Source organism: Micromonospora sp. NPDC048909, from assembly GCF_040649635.1.
In the GTDB taxonomy this organism is placed as follows: Bacteria; Actinomycetota; Actinomycetes; order Mycobacteriales; family Micromonosporaceae; genus Micromonospora.
In genome coordinates this window covers 275,881-294,840 of record NZ_JBEZFU010000005.1, presented here as the reverse complement: position 1 = coordinate 294,840, position 18,960 = coordinate 275,881, and the positions used below count along the sequence as shown (strand labels likewise).

14 protein-coding genes are annotated in these 18,960 nt (G+C 71.7%); 6 read left to right on the top strand and 8 right to left on the bottom strand.

Features of this window, described 5'->3' with window-relative positions:
• The first annotated feature begins 52 nt into the window (after positions 1-52).
• Positions 53-5,536, top strand: a complete 5,484-nt coding sequence (locus AB0C04_RS16350; protein WP_357054518.1) for a carboxyl transferase domain-containing protein — start codon at positions 53-55, stop codon at positions 5,534-5,536.
• Between the two features lie 80 nt (positions 5,537-5,616).
• Here AB0C04_RS16350 and AB0C04_RS16345 read toward each other — a convergent pair whose 3' ends face one another.
• From AB0C04_RS16345 to AB0C04_RS16325, 5 genes are read right to left on the bottom strand one after another with little or no spacing between them, the layout of a single operon-like run.
• Entirely contained in the window at positions 5,617-6,630 is a 1,014-nt protein-coding gene (locus tag AB0C04_RS16345; RefSeq protein WP_357054515.1) for a TOBE-like domain-containing protein, read from the bottom strand.
• The gene (locus AB0C04_RS16340) at positions 6,627-7,460 is read right to left on the bottom strand and encodes a sulfate ABC transporter permease subunit (RefSeq protein ID WP_357054512.1); all 834 of its coding nucleotides are present in this window, start codon (positions 7,458-7,460) and stop codon (positions 6,627-6,629) included. The genes AB0C04_RS16345 and AB0C04_RS16340 overlap by 4 nt, the downstream gene beginning before the upstream one ends.
• Positions 7,453-8,301: a sulfate ABC transporter permease subunit CysT gene (gene cysT, locus AB0C04_RS16335; RefSeq protein ID WP_357054508.1), complete on the bottom strand. Its 849-nt coding sequence runs from the start codon at positions 8,299-8,301 to the stop codon at positions 7,453-7,455. Before cysT ends, AB0C04_RS16340 begins: the two co-directional genes overlap by 8 nt.
• The gene (locus tag AB0C04_RS16330) at positions 8,298-9,317 is read right to left on the bottom strand and encodes a sulfate ABC transporter substrate-binding protein (protein ID WP_357054505.1); all 1,020 of its coding nucleotides are present in this window, start codon (positions 9,315-9,317) and stop codon (positions 8,298-8,300) included. Before AB0C04_RS16330 ends, cysT begins: the two co-directional genes overlap by 4 nt.
• Positions 9,314-9,784, bottom strand: a complete 471-nt coding sequence (locus AB0C04_RS16325; protein ID WP_357055275.1) for an Rrf2 family transcriptional regulator — start codon at positions 9,782-9,784, stop codon at positions 9,314-9,316. Before AB0C04_RS16325 ends, AB0C04_RS16330 begins: the two co-directional genes overlap by 4 nt.
• Positions 9,785-9,957: 173 nt before the next feature.
• Between AB0C04_RS16325 and AB0C04_RS16320 the strand changes: the two genes are divergently transcribed.
• The gene (locus tag AB0C04_RS16320; RefSeq protein ID WP_357054502.1) at positions 9,958-10,146 is read left to right on the top strand and encodes a hypothetical protein; all 189 of its coding nucleotides are present in this window, start codon (positions 9,958-9,960) and stop codon (positions 10,144-10,146) included.
• Between the two features lie 43 nt (positions 10,147-10,189).
• Entirely contained in the window at positions 10,190-11,626 is a 1,437-nt protein-coding gene (locus tag AB0C04_RS16315) for a protein kinase (RefSeq protein WP_357054498.1), read from the top strand.
• Between the two features lie 64 nt (positions 11,627-11,690).
• On the opposite strand, the gene AB0C04_RS16310 is transcribed toward AB0C04_RS16315, so the two are convergent.
• The 3 genes from AB0C04_RS16310 to AB0C04_RS16300 form a co-directional block, all read right to left on the bottom strand.
• Entirely contained in the window at positions 11,691-12,326 is a 636-nt protein-coding gene (locus tag AB0C04_RS16310; RefSeq protein WP_357054495.1) for a hypothetical protein, read from the bottom strand.
• Positions 12,323-12,916 carry a sigma factor gene (locus AB0C04_RS16305; RefSeq protein ID WP_357055272.1) on the bottom strand — a complete coding sequence of 198 codons (594 nt, stop codon included), beginning with the start codon at positions 12,914-12,916 and terminating at the stop codon, positions 12,323-12,325. The genes AB0C04_RS16310 and AB0C04_RS16305 overlap by 4 nt, the downstream gene beginning before the upstream one ends.
• Positions 12,917-13,082: 166 nt before the next feature.
• Positions 13,083-13,916: a PIG-L family deacetylase gene (locus AB0C04_RS16300; RefSeq protein ID WP_357054492.1), complete on the bottom strand. Its 834-nt coding sequence runs from the start codon at positions 13,914-13,916 to the stop codon at positions 13,083-13,085.
• Between the two features lie 110 nt (positions 13,917-14,026).
• Here AB0C04_RS16300 and AB0C04_RS16295 point away from each other — a divergent pair, with 110 nt between their 5' ends.
• Genes AB0C04_RS16295 through AB0C04_RS16285 form a run of 3 tightly spaced genes read left to right on the top strand, consistent with a single transcriptional unit; the run spans position 14,027 to position 18,781 of the window.
• Positions 14,027-15,841 (top strand): MBL fold metallo-hydrolase, encoded by a 1,815-nt coding sequence (locus tag AB0C04_RS16295; RefSeq protein WP_357054489.1) that lies wholly within the window; start codon positions 14,027-14,029, stop codon positions 15,839-15,841.
• Positions 15,838-17,658, top strand: coding sequence for a hypothetical protein (locus AB0C04_RS16290; protein WP_357054486.1), 1,821 nt, complete (start codon positions 15,838-15,840; stop codon positions 17,656-17,658). The genes AB0C04_RS16295 and AB0C04_RS16290 overlap by 4 nt, the downstream gene beginning before the upstream one ends.
• A complete protein-coding gene (locus AB0C04_RS16285) occupies positions 17,642-18,781 on the top strand; it encodes a LacI family DNA-binding transcriptional regulator (protein ID WP_357054483.1) in 1,140 nt (379 codons plus the stop codon). Before AB0C04_RS16290 ends, AB0C04_RS16285 begins: the two co-directional genes overlap by 17 nt.
• Positions 18,782-18,960: the final 179 nt, after the last annotated feature.

Genomic DNA, 18,960 nt, shown 5'->3' with positions numbered 1-18,960 from the left:
GGCTGCCGTGTCGCGCCGCGCGCGTTGTCGGTCTATCGGAAGGCTCGGTCGAGTGTTCAGTCGTGTCGCCATCGTCAATCGTGGTGAGGCCGCCATGCGGCTTATTCACGCCGTGCGGGACATCGCCGCGGAGACCGGGGCACGGATCGAGACCGTCGCCCTGCACACCGACGTCGATCGCGCCGCCACGTTCGTGCGCGAGGCCGACATCGCCTACGACCTCGGTCCCGCGTCCGCGCGCCCGTACCTCGACCTGAGGGTGCTGGAGCGCGCGCTGGTGGAGACCGGGGCCGACGCCGCGTGGGTCGGCTGGGGCTTCGTCGCGGAGGACCCGGCGTTCGCGGAGCTGTGCGAGAAGATCGGGGTCACCTTCGTCGGCCCGAGCGCGGAGGCCATGCGCCAGCTCGGCGACAAGATCGGCGCGAAGCTGCTCGCCGAGGAGGTCGGCGTGCCGGTCGCGCCGTGGAGCCGCGGCGCGGTCGAGACCCTGGACGCCGCCCTGGCGGCGGCGGCGGAGATCGGTTACCCGCTGATGCTGAAGGCGACCGCGGGCGGCGGCGGGCGTGGCATCCGCGTGGTCACGAACGAGTCTGAACTCGCCGACGCCTACCTGCGCACCAGCCAGGAGGCCGCGCGGGCCTTCGGCAGCGGCATCGTGTTCCTGGAGCGCCTGGTCACCGGCGCCCGGCACGTCGAGGTTCAGGTGATCGCCGACGGCGAGGGCACCGCGTGGGCGCTGGGCGTGCGCGACTGCTCGGTGCAGCGACGCAACCAGAAGGTCATCGAGGAGTCGGCGTCGCCGGTGCTCAGCGCCGTGCAGGCGGCCGAGCTGAAGGCGTCGGCCGAACGGCTCGCCGTCGCGGTCGGTTACCGCGGCGCGGCGACCGTCGAGTTCCTCTACCGCCCCGCCGACAAGCTGTTCGCGTTCCTCGAGGTCAACACCCGCCTGCAGGTCGAGCACCCGATCACCGAGACCACCACCGGGTTCGACCTGGTCAAGGCGCAGCTGCTGGTGGCCTCCGGTGGCCGCCTCGAAGGCGAGCCGCCGGCGGAGCGCGGGCACGCCATCGAGGCCCGGCTGAACGCCGAGGATCCCGACCGCGACTTCGCGCCCTCCCCGGGTCGCATCGCGCGACTGGACCTGCCCGCGGGCCCGGGCATCCGGGTGGACACCGGCGTCAGCGAGGGCGACACCATCCCGGCGGACTTCGACTCGATGATCGCCAAGATCATCGCGTACGGCCGTGACCGCGACGAGGCGCTCGGCCGGCTGCGCCGGGCGATGAAGAACACCACCGTGATCATCGAGGGTGGCGCGACGAACAAGAGCTTCGTGCTCGACCTGCTCGACCAGCCCGAGGTGATCGACGCCAGCGCGGACACCGGCTGGATCGACCGCGTCCGGGGCGAGGGCCGGCTCGTCGCGCATCGGCACTCCGCGGTCGCGCTCGCGGCCGCTGCCATCGAGGCGTACGAGGAGGAGGAGCGCGTCGAGCGGCAGCGTCTGCTGTCCACGGCGTCCGGCGGACGCCCGCAGGTGCAACATGCCAGCGGCCGACCGCTCGACCTGAAGCTGCGCGGCATCACCTACCGCATGCGCGTGGCGCGGGTCGGCGCGCACCGCTTCCGGGTCGGCATCGAGGCGGGCGACGCCGTGCGCACCGCCGACGTCGAGCTCGACCGCTTCGACCGGCACACCGGCCAGATCGTCGTCAACGGCGTGCGGTACCGCCTGCTCACCGGCACGCACGGGCCGACCCACCTGGTTGAGGTGGACGGTGTGACGCACCGGGTCAGCCGGGACGAGGGTGGCGTCCTCCGCTCGCCCATGCCCGCGCTGGTCGTCGCCACGCCGCTGGAGGTCGGCGCCGAGGTCGAGGCGGGCGCCCCCGTGCTGGTGCTGGAAGCGATGAAGATGGAGACGGTGCTGCGGGCGCCGTTCAAGGCGCGGCTCAAGGAATGCGCCGTCTCCGTGGGCAGCCAGGTGGAGGCGGGCGCACCGCTGTTGCGGCTGGAGCCGCTCGCCGGCGAGGCCGCCGAGACCGCGAACAACCCGGCCGCCGTCTCCGTCGAGCTGGACCTGCCCGCCCTACCCGAGCAGATCCCGGCGCTGCAGCGCAGCCGGCGCGGTCAGGAGGACCTGCGCGGCCTGCTGCTCGGTTTCGACGTCGACCCGCACGACGACCGTCGGGTGCTCGACGACTACCTCACCGCGCGGCGGGCGGCCACCGAGGACGGACATCGGCCGCTGGCGGCGGAGCTCGACCTCGTCGACGTGTTCGCCGATCTCACCGAGCTGAGCCGCAACCGGCCGACCGGTGAGGAGAGCGGCGCCCACGCGCACAGCGCCCGCGAGTACTTCCACACCTACCTGCAGAGCCTCGACGTGGAGCGGGCCGGGCTGCCGGCCGCCTTCCAGGCCAAGCTCGCCAAGGCGCTCGGGCACTACGGTGTCACCGACCTGGAGCGCTCCGGAGAACTCGAAGCCGCCGTGTTCCGGATCTTCCTCGCCCAGCAGCGCGCGTCCGCCGACGCGACGGTCATCGCGACGCTGCTGCGCGCCTGGCTGGGGGAGACCCCACCGGACGAGACGCTGCGCGAGCCGGCCGGTCTGGCGCTGGAGCGGCTGGTGGCCGCGACGCAGGTCCGGTTCCCCGCGGTCGCCGACCTCGCCCGTGGGGTGGTGTTCGCCTGGTTCGCCCAGCCGTTGCTGCGCCGCAACCGCGCCCGCGTCTACGCCGAGGTCCGCGGGCACCTGCGCCACCTGGACGCGCACCCGGACGCGCCGGACCGCGCCGAGCGCATCGCGCAGATGGTACGCAGCACCGAGCCGCTGGTGCGGCTGCTCGGCCAGCGGCTGGTCCGCGACCACCTCGACAACGCGGTCATGCTGGAGGTGCTGACCCGCCGGTACTACGGCAACAAGGCACTCACCAGCGTCCACACCCGCCCGGTCGCGGGCTGCACCTTCGTCGTCGCCGAGCGCGCGGACTCCAGCGTGATGTCCGCCGCGGTGAGCTTCGACGCGCTGGGCAGCGCGCTGCGCGGGCTCGCCGAGCTGGCCGGCGGCGCGGACGAGGTCGACGCCGACATCTACCTCGGCTGGGAGAACCAGCCGGAGGACTTCGACGCGATGGCGGCCGCGCTGCTCGAGGTCATCGCCGCGCACCCGCTGCCGCCCCAGGTCCGCCGGCTGACCACCACCGTCGCGGGGCGCGGCGGAGCGGTGATGCACCACCACTTCACCTTCCGGCCGTCGGGCGCGGGGATGAGCGAGGACCGGCTGATCCGGGGCCTGCACCCGTACATCGCGCAGCGGATGCAGCTGGAGCGGCTGCACAAGTTCGACCTGACCCGGCTGCCGTCCTCGGACGAGGAGGTCTATCTCTTCCAGTGCGTGGCGCGGGAGAACCGGTCGGACGAGCGCCTCGTCGCGTTCGCGCAGGTGCGTGACCTGACCGAGCTGCGGGAGCAGGACGGCCGGCTGGTCGCGCTGCCGACCACCGAGGACGCCATCGCCGCCTGCCTCGACTCGATCCGCCGCGCCCAGTCGCGGCGGCCGTCGAAGACGCGCTTCAACACCAACCGCATCGTGATCTACGTCTGGCCGCCGAGCGAGCTGACCCCGGAGGAGATGCAGATGATCGCCGGGCGGGTACGCCCGACGACGGCGGGCGCCGGGCTGGAGGAGATCCTGTTCATCGCCCGCCAGCGCGACCGCCGGACCGGCGAGCTGACCAAGATCGCACTGCGGATCTCCTTCGACGCCGCGGGCGGCGCCGAGCTGATGACCATCGGCGCCCCGCCGGTGGAACCGGTCGAGCCGCTCGACGACTACCGGCTGAAGGTGCTGCGGGCCAGCAGCCGAAACACGGTGTACCCGTACGAGCTGACCGGCCGGCTCGGTGACTTCGTCGAGCACGACCTCGACGACGACCACGCGCTGGTGCCGGTGGACCGGCCGAGGGGGCGCAACAGCGCCGCGATCGTCGCCGGGGTGCTCACCACGCCGACCGAGCGGCATCCGCAGGGCGTGACCCGGGTCGTGCTGCTCGGCGACCCGACGAAGTCGCTGGGCGCCCTGTCGGAGCCGGAGTGCCGGCGGGTGATCGCCGCACTGGACCTGGCGGAGCGGATGCAGGTGCCGCTGGAGTGGTGGGCGTTGTCGGCCGGGGCCAGGATCTCGATGACCTCGGGCACGGAGAACATGGACTGGGTGGCCGCGGCGCTCAAGCGGATCGTCGAGTTCACCCAGGCCGGCGGCGAGATCAACATCGTCGTCGCGGGCATCAACGTCGGCGCCCAGCCGTACTGGAACGCCGAGGCCACGATGCTCATGCACACCAGGGGCATCCTGGTGATGACGCCGGACTCGGCGATGGTGCTCACCGGTAAGCAGTCGCTCGACTTCTCCGGTGGCGTCTCGGCCGAGGACAACTTCGGCATCGGCGGCTACGACCGGGTGATGGGGCCGAACGGGCAGGCGCAGTACTGGGCGCCGAACCTGACCGCCGCGCGGGACGTGATGATGTCGCACTACGACCACACGTACGTCGCGCCCGGCGAGGACGCGCCACGGCGGGCGACCACCAGCGACCCCGTCGACCGCGACATCTCCGCGTTCCCCCACGACGTGCCGGGCAGCGTGTTCAGCACGGTCGGGGAGATCTTCTCCGCCGAGGCCAACCCGGACCGCAAGAAGCCGTTCGACATCCGGACGGTGATGCGCGCCCTCGCCGACCAGGACCACCCGGTGCTCGAACGCTGGGCGGGCATGGCCGACGCGGAGACCGCGGTGGTGCAGGACATCCACCTCGGCGGTATCCCGGTGAGCCTGGTCGGCATCGAGTCGCGCGCGGTGCCGCGGCGCGGCTTCCCGCCCACCGACGGTCCGGACACCTACACGGCGGGCACGCTCTTCCCGCGCTCGTCGAAGAAGGCCGCGCGGGCGATCAACGCGGCCAGCGGCAACCGGCCGCTGGTGGTGCTGGCGAACCTGTCGGGCTTCGACGGCTCGCCGGAGTCGATGCGCAAGCTGCAGTTGGAGTACGGCGCCGAGATCGGCCGGGCGATCGTGAACTTCCGCGGGCCCATCGTCTTCTGCGTGATCTCGCGCTACCACGGCGGCGCGTTCGTGGTGTTCTCGAAGGCGCTGAACCCGAACATGACGGTGCTCGCGCTGGAGGGCTCGTTCGCCTCGGTGCTCGGCGGCGCGCCCGCCGCCGCGGTGGTGTTCGCCGGCGACGTGAACGCCCGCACGGCGGCCGACCCGCGCGTGCGTGACCTGGAGGCGCGCGCCGCGGCCGCGACCGGCACCGAGCGCGCCGCGTTGACCGCGGAACTCGACGAGCTGCGCTCGTCGGTCCGCGCGGAGAAGCTCGGCGAGGTGGCCACGGAGTTCGATCGCGTGCACAACATCGAGCGCGCCGTCGAGGTCGGCTCCGTGGACGCGGTCATCCGTGCCGCGGAACTGCGGCCACGGATCATCGAGGCCATCGAGTCCCGCCTGCGCGGCGGCGCCTCGGCGCGACAATGACCTGACCGCGGGGTTCCGCGGCCCCGGCTCCGCGCACCGACCGGTCGCTGGTCGGTGCGCGGAGCTGGTCTCGTCGCCGCTCAGCGGGACACGGCGAGGCTCGGTGCGGTGGACGGCGACTCGCCGGAGTCCGCCGCGGTGGTGGTGGGGCTGTTCGGGGTGACCCGGAGCCACACCGCCGTGCCGGCTGCGATGCCGAGGGCGAGGAACTCGTTGCGTGTGAGGGTGACGGCGACGTCCTGGCCGGCCGCGGTGGTGACGTCGACCCGGATCTCGAAGCCGATGCGGGTGACCCGGGTGACCCGGGCGGGAACGTCGGCCGGATCCGGGTCGCCGGTGCGGATCTGGAGGTCGTGCGGGCGCACCAGCTGGTCGCCGAGCTGCGTCACCGGGCCGAGGAAGCGCATGACGAACTCGTTGGCCGGGTTGTCGTACAGCTCGTCGGGTGGCCCGATCTGCTCCACCCGGCCCTCGTTGATCACCACGATCTCGTCGGCGACCTCCAGCGCCTCCTCCTGGTCGTGGGTGACGAAGACCGTGGTGACCTGCACTTCGTCATGCAGCCGGCGTAGCCAGTCACGCAGCTCCTTGCGAACCTTGGCGTCCAGGGCACCGAACGGCTCGTCGAGCAGCAGCACCGTCGGCTCGACGGCCAGCGCGCGGGCCAGGGCCATGCGTTGACGCTGGCCGCCGGAGAGCTGCGACGGTAGCCGGTCGGCGAACTGCTCCAGGTGCACCAGCGCGAGCAGCTCGTCGACGCGCCGACGGATCTCGTCCTTGCCGCGTTTGCGGATCTCCAGTCCGAAGGCGACGTTGCGCCGCACCGACAGGTGCTTGAACGCCGCGTAGTGCTGGAACACGAAGCCGACGTTGCGCTTCTGCGGTGCGAGGTTCGTGGCGTCGACTCCGTCGATCTCGACCCGTCCGGTGTCCGCCCGCTCCAGCCCGGCGACGATGCGCAGCAGGGTGGACTTCCCGCCGCCGGATGGGCCGAGCAACGCGGTGAGCTGACCTGCCGGGATGCTCACCGACACGTCGTCGAGCGCGACGAATCCGCCGAAACGCTTGCCGACACTAGCGATCTCGATACTCAACGGGCTTCCTTCGGCCTGATGGCGGATACGACGATGATGGCGGCCACCGCGACGAGGGCGAGGAGGAAGGCGGTGGCGTACGCGCCGCCCTTGTCGAAGTTCAGGTACTTCTCCTCGACCACGAGCGTGGCGGTGCGGGTCTGACCCAGCACGTTGCCGGACACGACCTTGACCGCCCCGAACTCGCCCAACGACCGGGCGAGGCTCAGCACGACCCCGTAGATCACGCCCCACTTGATCGAGGGCAGGGTGATCCGGCGGAAGGTCTGCAGGGCGTTGGCGCCGAGGCTGCGGGCGGCCTGCTCCTGTTCGTCGCCGACCTCCTGCAGGACCGGCACGACTTCCCGGATGACCAGTGGCAGCGCCACGAACACCGTGGCCATCACCATGCCCGGCACGGCGAAGATGATCTGCAGCCCGGCCGCCTCGAGCGAGGGCCCGAACCAGCCGTTGCGACCCCCGTAGACCAGTGCGAGGGCGAGGCCGACGACGATGGGGGAGACCGACAGCGGCATGTCGAGCAGCGCGTTGAGCAGCCGCTTTCCCGGGAACTCGTAGCGGACGAGCAGAATCGACACGCCGACGCCGAAGACCGTGTTGATCACGACGGCGACGAGCGCGATGGCCACGGTGAGCCGCAGCGCGTGGACCACGTCGGGGTCGGTGAGGATCGTGTTCAGGTCGGTGAACCCGGCCGCGAACGCGTTGCGCCCGACGAGGTAGAGCGGCCACGCGACGAGGAGGAACAGGTAGGCGGTGACCACCAGCCGCAGCAGGTGACGGCCGGGGCCGCGCCGGCCGGCCCGGGTGGCGAGGGAACGGTCAGCCACGGCGCACCACCCTGCGCTGGATGACGTCGAGCACGACGATGACGGCGAGCGAGATGGCGAGCAGCACGACGGCGACCGCCGCCGCGCCGTCCGGGTTGTCGTTCTCGATGCTGCTCAGGATGCGCACCGACGCCACCTCGGTACGCATGGGCAGGTTGCCGGAGAGCAGGACCAGAGAGCCGTACTCGCTGACCCCGCGAGCGAAGGAGAGCGCGGCGCCCGCCGCGACGGCCGGGGTGAGGCTCGGCAGGATGATCCGCCGGAAGGTGGTGAGCCGGCTGGCGCCCAGCGAGGCCGCCGCCTCCTCCACCTCCGGGTCGAGTTCGGCCAGCACCGGCTGCACGGTGCGCACGACGAACGGCAGCGTCACGAACAGGAAGGCGAGGAACACGGCGACGCGGGTGTTGGCGATGTCGATCCCGAGCGGGCTGCCCGGGCCGTACAACGACAGCAGCACCAGGCCGGCGACGATCGTCGGCAGCGCGAACGGGATGTCGATGAGGATCTCCAGCAGCCGCTTGCCGAAGAACCGGTCGCGTACCAGCACCCAGGCGATCAGCGTGCCCATCACGACGTTGACCAGCGTCACGAGAAACGCGGTGCCGACGGTGAGGCGGATCGCGGCCGCGGTCTGCTCGTTGGTCACCGTCTCCCAGAACGAGCTCCAGCCGCCCTGCGACGCGGTCACGACCACTGCGGCCAGTGGGATGAGCACCAGCAGGCTGAACCACAGCATCGCCACCCCGAGCCCCAGGCCGGAGACCCGGCTCAGCGGCAGGCCGGCCCGGGCCGGCCTGCGGGTGTCCGCCGGCCGGCCCGGTGCGAGTGCCGTCGAGCTCACTTCGCCTTCCCGGAGGCCGCGATGACCCTGGTGACGATGCCGTCCTTCTCGTCGAAGAACTTCTTGGACAGCTCGGACCAGCTGCCGAAGTCCTTCTCCACGGTGAGGAGCTTCTGCGGTGCCGGGAACGGGTTGTTGGGATCGATCGCGCCCTTGACGCCGGTGGTCTCGACGCCGTCGATGATCGGGCGGAAGCCGGTCAGCGCGAACTGGCGCTGGCCCTGCGAGCCCAGGACGAAGTCGAGCCACTCCTTCGCCTTCGGGTTCGCGTTCTTCAGGACCGCGCCCGGGTTCTCGATCAGGATGGTCGTCGCGGGCAGCACCCAGTCGAGTTCCTCGCCGTTCTGGCGGGCGAGGATCGTCTCGTTCTCGTAGGCGAGCAGGACGTCGCCGGTGCCACCGAGGAAGGCGGTCGTGGCGTCGCGGCCGCTGTTGGGCAGCGCCACCACGTTCGCGAAGAGCTTGGTCAGGAACTCCTCGCCCTGCGCGTCGCTGCCGCCGTTGGCGGTGATGTGCCCCCAGGCGGCGAGCGCGTTCCAACGGGCGGCGCCGGACGAGCCGGGGTTGGGCGTGACGATCCCGATGCCCGGCTTGATCAGGTCGTCCCAGCTCTGGATGTTCTTCGGGTTCCCCTTGCGTACGGCCAGCACGACGACCGACGACGAGACGATGCCCTTGTTCGGGCCGTCGTCCCAGCTCTGCTCGACCAGACCGGCGTCGACCAACCGGGTCACGTCACTCGTGACGGAGAAGTGGACGTAGTCGGCCTTGAGGCCGGAGACCACCGCCCGGCTCTGGTCACCCGAGGCGCCGTACGAGGTCTGGAACCGGACCCCCTTGCCGGCGTCGGTCTTGTTCCACTGCGCGGCGATCGCCTTGTTCGCCGCCTCGGGCACCGCGTAGCCGACGATGCTCAGCGTCGTACCGTCGCCCGCCGACGCCCCACCCCCGCAGGCCGACAGTGCCAGCCCGGCCACGAGCGCGAGAGCGACGGTCGCCCTACCTCTGTGCTTCATGGGGAACCCAACCTCCTTTGGCGCGTCTCCGCGCAGAACGAAATTGCCAACGACGACGGCTGCTCGTGGCTGGCCCCGAGCAGGTCGGCGAGAGTGACGTTGTCGACGATGTCCGCGACGGACCGGTGGACCGCCCCCCAGAACTCACCCAGTCCCGCGGCGACACCCTGGTAGATGGCGGCGTCCACGGAGAGACCTCGGACCGTGGTGATCGCCCCGTTGGTGGCACGCAGCACGTCGCCCACCGTGACCTCTTCCGGTCCACGGGTGAGGCAGTAGCCACCGTCGGCGCCCCGAAGGCTGTGCAGCAGGCCGGCGCGGCGCAGGTCGAGCAGGATGTTCCGCAGGAATGGGGGAGGGATGTCCTGGCTGGCGGCCAGCGTCGCCGCCTTCACGATCTCCGGGTGCCGCGCCGCCACCGCGAGCATCGCCCGCATGGCGTAGTCGGTCCGCGCCGAGACGTACAGGGCCCGCCCCCCGTTCTCGATGTTTCCTACCTGACATGTAGGAATAGTGGCCTAGGCGTGCCGACGCGTCAATACCGGTTCGGACGAGCCGGCCACGTCCGCGCGGCCACCCCGGCCGCGACGTCGCCGGTGATGCTCCGGGCGTCGCCGGTGGCCCGGGTCATGGTGTTCACATGAGTGGTCGGGCGCCCCGTGGGTACCTGACCGCCATGGATCTGGAAGCGGAGAAGTGGCAGACGCTCGCCGAGCGCCATCGACAGTGCTCCGACGACCCTCGTCGGTGCCGGGACTGCCAGGCCTACTGGCCCTGCGCCTACCGCCTGCGGGCCGACCGCGAGTTGTGCGACTTCGCGTTGCGCTAGACGCACCTGCTTGAGGCGGAGAAACCTGGGGTACCAGGAACGTGTGTCGAGTGTCGGGCAACTCGTCGGAGACCGTTACCGCCTCACCGGTCGAATCGCCGGCGGCGGCATGGGCGACGTGTGGCGAGCCGTCGACGAGACGCTGAAGCGGCCGGTGGCCGTCAAGATGCTGCACCCCCGGTTGGTCACCGACACCGGCTTCAGTGAACGGTTCCGCCGGGAGGCCCGGGCGATGGCGTCGTTGCGCCACCCGGGTATCGCGGAGATCTACGACTACGGCGAGACGTCATCGCCCGAGGCGCCGTGTCTCGCCTACATCGTGATGGAACTGGTTCAGGGCCAGCCGCTGTCGCAGCGGATCGCCGAGGCCGGCCGACTCGACACGGCCGAGACGATGTCGGTCGCGGCGCAGACCGCCCGCGCCCTGCAGGCCGCGCACGACGTCGGCATGGTCCACCGTGACGTCAAGCCCAGCAACCTGATCATCGAACCCGACGGACACGTCGTGCTGGTCGACTTCGGCGTGGCCGTGCTGCCGGAGGCGGCGAGCCTGACCGGCGCGAACCAGGTCGTCGGTACCGCCCTCTACATGGCACCCGAGCAGGTGTCCAGGAACGAGACGACCCCCGCGATCGACATCTACGCCCTGGGTGCCGTTGTCTACCAGTGCCTTACCGGCAGGCCTCCGTACCAGGGGGACAACCCGGTGGCCGTCGCCCTGCGTCACCTCGACGACGAGCCGCCGCCGCTGCCCGCCGACGTTCCGGCCGAGGCTCGCGACCTGGTGGCCACCGCGATGGCGAAAGAGCCCACCGATCGATATCCGACGGCGGCGGCGATGGCCACCGCGGCGCAGGCCCTCATGGGCTCGTCCGACCCGCAGGTCACCGCCCCGCTCGCGGCAGCGCCCGGGCGGCCGGCGGCGACGGAACAGGCCGACCCGCGACCGGCCGGCGTCGCCCCGGCCGGCGTCGCCCCGACCGGCGTCGCCCTGGCCGGTGGCGCCCTGGCCGGTGGCGCCGGTCGAGGGCGGACGCTGGCCATGGTGCTCCTCGGATCGCTGGCCGCGCTGGTCGCCGTCCTGGCATTCGCTGATCCGACGGGATTGATGCCCGGACCGGGTGGGCGACCGACGGAGTCACCATCGACAACTCCGGCCAGCGGGAAACCCAGCCCGGGGGCCGGTGGCGCCGAGCCGGTGGTGAGCAGGTCAGCCGACGGGCCGAGTCAGGCGCCCGGGTCGACCGCCCGTACGCCCGACGATCCGGCATCGGCCACCCCCTCGGAGCGACCCGAGCCCTCCGGTGGCAGCACCGGCGGCGGCGCGCCGAGTCCCACCGGATCGGCGGGCAACAGCCAGGAACCGACCGCGTCGCCGACGAACAGTGCGACGGCCGGACCAACGTCGACGGTGGCATCGACGGTCGGCGCGCGTGGCGGGCATCCGGGCCGGCCGGCGGCGGAGCGGACGCCCCGATGAGCCCGATCGGGTGGGCTCCATTCCATGGTCGATCCACCTGCAGGGTGCGGTAGTCGCCGGATCGTCAGCGTGCGCGTCGCGCCCCGGCGAGGTCGGCTACTTCTTGTGCCGCCGCTTCCAGTGCCGCCCTCGGGTATCCCGATGTCGGGCCCGGTTCGGGCCGGGCCGACGAGTTGCGCCTCAGCACAGCGACCGCGTGACCGTAACAACCATGGCGCACGGTGTCGCCGTCGAGCACACGGATCAGGTCGCGGGGCCCCTCGCACGGCTCGTCATGCCCGGCCGCCGGGGCGCACTGGCAGCGCTGCTCCTGCCAGGCCTCGATGTCCGCGGCGGTGGGGGCGGCCGCCTGCTGCGCCTCGCGGCTCCCGGCAAGATCGAGCACGAACTGCGGGCCGCCGTCGCCCACCGCGAGGTCCCGTCCACCCACCCGCTGACACAGCAGCCAGGTCACGTCGTCCGTGCCGTGGAAGTTCGGGTCCAGCCGCCGCTCGGCAGCCTTGCCGGGGACCAGCGGATGGGTCGCGAACCAGACGTGCGGCCGTACCGCGACCGCCTGGCGATCCGTTCCGCCGGGGGCCGACGTCACGCTGATGCTGAAGCCGAAGGTGAAGGCCTCGTCGATGCCGGCCGGCCGGCATCCGATCATCCGCGTCGGCCTGGACGGTCGTCCCGGCCGCGCCTGCGCACCGCCGGTCACGACGGCGCGATGCTCAGCCGGCCCGCCCCCGCGGCGACGCCCTGGCCGGCGTTCAGGGCCACCACGAGGTCCTCCCGGGCCCGGGCGACCCGGGAGCGGATCGTGCCGACCGGACAGCCGCACACCTCCGCGGCCTCGGCGTACGAGAGACCGGTGATCTGCGTGGCGACGAATGCCTCCCGCCGATCGGCGTCGATGGTCAGCAGAACGCCCTCGAGCGCGACCATCCCGTCGAACCCGCCGCCGGTGTCCGCCAGGTCGTGCCGCTCGGACAACGGCACGGTCCGCGGGCGGGAGGTGGCGGCCCGAATCTGGTCGACCACCACGCGCCGGGCGATGCCGAGCAGCCACGTCCGTGCCGACGCGCGCGCGGCGAACGTCGGCAACGACCGCAGCGCCCGCAGGTACGTCTCCTGAGTCAGGTCGTCAGCCTCGCCCGGGCTCGCCAGGTGACCGACGAAGCGCCACACCTGGTGCTGCGTCGCCTGAATGAACCGGGTGGCCGCCTCCCGGTCGCCTCGACCCGCGGCGAGCGCCCACGCCGTCACCGCGGCATCGTCGTCCGTGGTGTCGCCACGGGCTCGCTTCAGCAGACCGGACGCCAGGACGCCGCTACCCACCGGCGCCGCCGGCCTGCGTCGCAATGATCGCTCGCATGCAGCAGTAGTCGGACCGGCTTGCGGGAAAGTTCCAAGCTCCGCCGAGAAGTCCGATAGGGGGTCTTCGTTCTCCGGACGATCCGGGTCGGCGGGCCGGTCAGCGCAGTCCCGCGAACAGGTCGTCCTCGGGTGTCGGCGCGCCCGTGCTGTCGCGGACCCGGACGAAGGTCTCCATGCCCATCAGCTCCGTGAACCGCTCCCTGCCGAGTTGCAGGAAGAAGATGTTCTCGGTCTGGCTGGCGTGCGTGGCCAACGCGTCGAACTTCTGCGCGCCGTAGCTGGTCGTGTCCACCCAGGTGGTGATCTCGTCGTCGGGCAGGCCCAGTTGCGGTTCCGCCTCCGCCGCCGCCGCGTCCGGCTCGGCCCACTCGACGCCGAGCTCCTTCATGATCCGCCCGAACTCGGCGAACGCGGTACGCGGCACGGTGGTCCAGTAAACCTTCGCGGGGATGTCCGTCTTCTCGACGGCCGCCATGGTGATCCGGTGGGCCTGGATGTGGTCCGGGTGCCCGTAGAAGCCGTTCTCGTCATAGGTGACGACGACGTCCGGTCGGTACTGCCGGATCAGCTCGGCCAGCCGGTCGGCCGCCTCCGCCACCGGCGTGTTCCAGAACGCGTCGGGCAGGTCGTTGGTCGGCCAGCCCATCATCCCGGAGTCGGCGTAGCCGAGCGTCTCCAGGTGGGTGACCTTCAACGCCGCGCAGCTGGCTTCCAACTCGCTCTGGCGCATCGCCACCACGGCGGCCGGGTCGTGCCCCGGGTCGCCCGGCTTGACCCCGCCGGGGCCGTCGCCACAACGGCCGTCGGTGCAGGTCACCAGCACTGTCGTGATCCCCTCGGCCGCGTAGCGGGCAAGGACGCCACCCGTGCTCGTCGCCTCGTCGTCGGGGTGGGCGTGCACCGCCATCAGCGTCAAAGATCGCTCAGCCATGCCATCACCCTACGAGGGTCGTAGTGGCGGCGAGGGCTCGAGGCCGGGGGAGCGGCTCATCCTGGTTTGCCCACTTCCCTCGGGGTGGCTAGTTGTGAAATCGTTGCCACATGCGCCTGACGGACCGCGTGTGCGTGCACCACGACACCTGCAACGTCTACCTGATCATCAGCGGATCGGACGCCATCGCCATCGACTTCGGCTCGGGTGCCGTCCTTGATCATCTCGCCGACTACGGGGTCGAGCGGATCACCGACGTACTCATGACGCACCACCACCGGGACCAGGGCCAGGGCCTGGCTCGCGCGGCGGGCGCCGGGGCGCGCATCTGGGTGCCGTCGTCGGAGCGTGACCTCTTCGCCAAGGTCGGCACGCACTGGCAGACGCGGACCATCGACAACAACTACGACCTGCGGCAGGACCGCTTTTCGCTGCTGGAGGATGTGCCGGTGCACGGCGTGGTGCCGGAGTACCGGCCCGTCCGGTTCGGCGGCGTCACCCTCGTGGCCCTGCCCACGCCCGGCCACACGTTGGGCTCGGTCAGCTACCTGGCGGATCTGGACGGCCGGCGAATGGCGTTCACCGGCGACCTGCTGCACGGGCCCGGCACGATCTGGTCGGTGTCGGCGCTGCAGTGGAGTTACAGCGGCCTGGAAGGCGCGGCCGCCTCGGTGCTGTCGCTGGATCTGCTCGCCGACCGCGACCCCGAGCTGATCCTGCCCTCGCACGGCCGTCCGATCACCGACCCGTTGCCCGCGCTCGCGGAGACCCGACGCAATCTGCAGGCGCTGGTGGACTTCCGGCGCGACGAACCCTGGGACCTGACCGCCCGGCTTCGGCAGCCGTACGAGGAGATCTCACCGCACCTGCTGCGTAACCGCACGTCCTTCGCCACGAGCTACGCGCTGCTCTCCGACTCCGGTGCGGCGCTGCTGATCGACTACGGCTTCGACATGATCGCCGGCCTGCCCACCGGCAGTGACCGGTCGTCGCGCCGGCCCTGGCTCGCATCGCTCGACGCGCTGAAGCGCTCGTACGGCATCGATCGGGTAGATGTGGCCGTGCCCACCCACTACCACGACGACCACGTCGCCGGATTCGACCTGTTGCACGAGGTGGAGGGCACCCACATCTGGGCGGCGGACTCGATCGCGCCGATCCTGCGCGACCCGCTCCGGTACGACCTGCCCTGCCTCTGGTACGACCCGCTGCCGGTCGACCGGGTGGTGCCCACCGGCGTTCCGGTGCGGTGGCACGAGTACGAGCTGACCATGTGGCCACTACCGGGCCACACCCTGTACGCCGTGGCGATCGCGTTCCAGGCCGACGGCAACACCGTGGTGGCCACCGGCGACCAGCAGGACGGCGGCTGGGTGGACGGGGAGCGTACCGAGGTGCTCAATTTCCAGTACCGCAACCGCTTCCGCATCGACGACTTCGTCGACTCGGCGCTGCTCTACCGCCGGCTGGCGCCGGATCTCATGATCAGCGGACACTGGGCGCCCCGCCGGGTGGACGACGCCTACCTGGACATGCTGCTCACCAAGGGCGAGGAGCTGGCCCGGCTGCACCGGGCGCTGCTGCCGCTCGACGAGGTCGACTTCGGCGCGGAGGGCTTCGGGGCGCGGATCGTGCCGTACCGCTCGACGGTGACCGGCGGGGAGCCGCTGCAGCTGGAGGTGGAGGTCCGCAACCCGTTCCGGCGCCGGTGCGGGCTGCGCGTCGACCTGGTGGTGCCGGCCGGCTGGCAGGTGTCGCCCGGGCAGCGCACGGTCGAGGTCGACGCGCTGGGTGAGGCCTGCGTACGGTTCGACGTCGTGCCGCCGCCCGGCCTGGCGCGGCGCAGGGCCCGGTTGGCGGCGAACCTCACCGCCGGCGACCGGAACTTCGGCCAGCAGGCCGAGGCGCTGGTGGATGTGCGATGAGCGCCGAGGTCGCCGTGGTGGAGACGCCCGGACAGCTGGAGATCCGTACCCCGCACTACACCGTCCGGATCGACCGCCGGCGGCTGCTGGCCGACGTCACGGCGGCGGACGGCGGATCCTGGGGACGACTGCGACTACTCTCCTCGGTGCACGCGCTGGACGGGCCGGACGAGACGGTCCGGGTCGAGGCGATCGCGCACGAGCGCTACGACAACCTGGTGCGACTGACCGTCACCTGCACCAGTACCCGCTGGTCCGGGCGCACCCAGGTCGTGGAGTTCCACCCCGACCAGATCACCTTCGCCGCGACCGTGCACGGCCACGGCCGGATCACCACCGTGCAACTGCTCGGCGGCGCGCGCCTGCCGCAGGGGATGCTGCCCAGCGGCGCCGCCCATCGCACCGTCTTCTCGCCCAACCCCGACCATCCGTGGCGCATCGCCAGACCGGCGGCCGAGCCGGCGGTGATCAGCGCGAACGGAGAGGGCGGCGAACCCGGGGTGGGCCGCTGGCTGTTCACGCCGGCGCCGACGTGCTTCGGTCTGTCCCGCCAGCCCGTCGACGACGAACGGCACCTGCCGGCGGGGCCCTGGCTGATGGTCGGGCTGGCGGCACGGCGGCGCACCTTCGTGGAGTTCGGCTACGACCCGACCCCGGGCGGGTTCAGCCTGCGTTGTGAGTACCAGGCCCACACCACGGTCGACGGCACGTTCACCACCCCGACGGTGCTGCTGCTCTTCGGGGCGGCGGATCCGTACGAGGGGCTGCGCCGGTACCGGGCGGAACTCGTGGCGCGTGGCCTGGCGGCGCCGGCCACCGGGCGCCCGCTGGCCGACCACTGGCGTCAGCCGATCTTCTGCGGTTGGGGCGCGCAGTGCGCGCTGGCCGGCGAGGACGGCTCGCCCGCGCCCGACCTGTCCCGCCAGGAGTTGTACGAGGATCTCCTCGACACGCTGGCCCGAAACGGAGTCGTACCGGGCACGATCGTGATCGACGACAAGTGGCAGGCGCAGTACGCGACCTGCCGGTCCGACCCGCGGAAGTGGCCTGACCTAGCCGGCTTCATCGCGGCCCGGCACGCCGCGGGACAACGGGTGCTGCTCTGGTGGAAGGCGTGGGACCCGGAAGGCGCTCCCGACGACGCGTGCGTTCGCGATCCCGACGGGGTCCCGGTGGCGCTCGACCCGGAGAGCCCGCTCGGCCGGTCGATCATCCAGGACGCCGTCCGCTACATGCTCCACCCGGACGGGCTCGACGCGGACGGACTCAAGATTGACTTCACCGGGCGCACACCCTCCGGTACGGCCCTGCGCCACGCCGGCCCGTCGTGGGGCTTCGACCTGTTGCACGAACTCCTCGGGGTCGCCTACCGGACCGCCAAGCAGATCAAGCCGGACTCGCTGATCGTGACGCACACACCGGATCCGGGCTTCCTCGACGTCACCGACATGATCCGGCTCAACGACGTGCTGCACCTCGACCATCCGGTGGGGCGGACACCGCCGCCGGGCGACCCCGGGTCCGCGGTCGTGGCGCAGATGACCTACCGGGCCCGGGTGGTGCAGGCCGCCTGCCCGGAACTGCCGATCGACACCGACGGCTGGTGCCTGCCCGGCCAGGCCGACCTGGTGGCGTACGCCGCCGCCGCGCCGGCGTTGGGCGTGCCGGCGCTCTACTACGGGGATCGGATGGATCTGGACCCTGACCTGCTCACCCCGGCGACGTGGTCGGCGATCGCGACCGCCTGGGCGGCGTATCGCGTGACGCACGGCCTGGTCCCGCCGCATAGAATTCCGTCTCATGGCGCGAATACCTGAGGACGGTGGCGGTGGGTCTCCGCCGGAGGCCGGACCCCGTCAACGCAAGCGCCAGCGTCAGCGCCCAACGATCCAGGACCTGGCTCGCGCCGCGGGCATCTCGCCGTCCACCGCCTCGCGCGCCCTGAGCGGCAACGGCTACGTCGCCGCCGACGTGCGCGCCCGGGTGCTCGCGGCCGCCGAACAGATCGGCTACGTCCCCGACGGCAACGCCCGAGCGTTGCGCAACCGCACCAGCCGGGCGGTGGGGGTGTTGATCTCCGACATCCGCAACCCGTTCTACGCCAACCTCGCGGCCGGCATCGAGGAGCAACTCCGCGCGGCCGGCTACCACGTGATCGTGGTCAACAACGACGGCCAGGCGGAGGCCGAGGTGGAGGGCGCGCGGACCTTCCTGGCGGTACGGGTGTCGGCGGCGATCGTCACGCCGGTGTCCGGGCGGGCGGTGCGGATGTTGATGGACGACGGGGTCGCGGTCGTGCAGGCGGACCGGATGGTGGACGGGCTGACCTCCGACGGTGTCCTGGTCGACAACGTCCAGGGGGCGCAGGAAATCACCAGTCACCTGGTCGACCTCGGGCACACCAACATCGCGCTGCTCATCGACGAGACCGACTGGACCACCGGCGCCGGCCGCCTGGCCGGCTACCGCGCCGCGCTCCGCGCCGCCCGGCTGCCGATGGATCCGACCCTGGTGGTGCCGACGAGGTTCCAGCCGGACGCGGCGCGCGACGCCGTCAACGCTCTGCTGGACCGGCGTCCCGACGTCACCGCCCTCTTCGCCGCGAACAACATGCTCGCCGAGGGTGCGTTCCAGGCGTTGCAGAGGCGTGGGCTGCGGGTGCCCGACGACCTGTCGCTGGTCGCCTTCGACGACGTGCCGTGGATGTCCATGGTCTCGCCCGGGATCACCACTGTGGACCAGCACACCGACGACCTCGGCCGCACCTGCGCCCAGTTGGTCATCGACCGCCTCGCTGGATCCGCGCCCACCCTGGCGACGGTGCGGCACATCGAGCCGTCGGTTGTCATCCGCGGCTCGACCGGGGCCCCGCGCGGTGCTCGCATCCAGGGCACGGACAGCGGATTCCGTCCGGGCGTCACCGCGCCCTCGCCGCGCTGACTCGCGCACGTAACACTGCCGCAACCAACCCTTGACAGTTCCTGCGGGACCGCCATATGTTGCAGATCACTGTGGTAACGATGCCACATTCGATGTCCCGGGCCCGGCCGCCGGGTGACCACGGCTCCGCCGACGCGGTGAAGCCCAGGTCACCACGGGGTCCACGCGTGCCTGTCTCG

Excerpts from the sequence above, each read along its gene's own strand:
- AB0C04_RS16290 (WP_357054486.1), top strand. The coding sequence starts at position 15,838 with ATGAGCGCCGAGGTCGCCGTGGTGGAGACGCCCGGACAGCTGGAGATC.
- AB0C04_RS16300 (WP_357054492.1), bottom strand. The coding sequence starts at position 13,916 with ATGGCTGAGCGATCTTTGACGCTGATGGCGGTGCACGCCCACCCCGAC.
- AB0C04_RS16295 (WP_357054489.1), top strand. The coding sequence starts at position 14,027 with ATGCGCCTGACGGACCGCGTGTGCGTGCACCACGACACCTGCAACGTC.
- AB0C04_RS16330 (WP_357054505.1), bottom strand. The coding sequence starts at position 9,317 with ATGAAGCACAGAGGTAGGGCGACCGTCGCTCTCGCGCTCGTGGCCGGG.
- AB0C04_RS16285 (WP_357054483.1), top strand. The coding sequence starts at position 17,642 with ATGGCGCGAATACCTGAGGACGGTGGCGGTGGGTCTCCGCCGGAGGCC.
- AB0C04_RS16320 (WP_357054502.1), top strand. The coding sequence starts at position 9,958 with ATGAGTGGTCGGGCGCCCCGTGGGTACCTGACCGCCATGGATCTGGAA.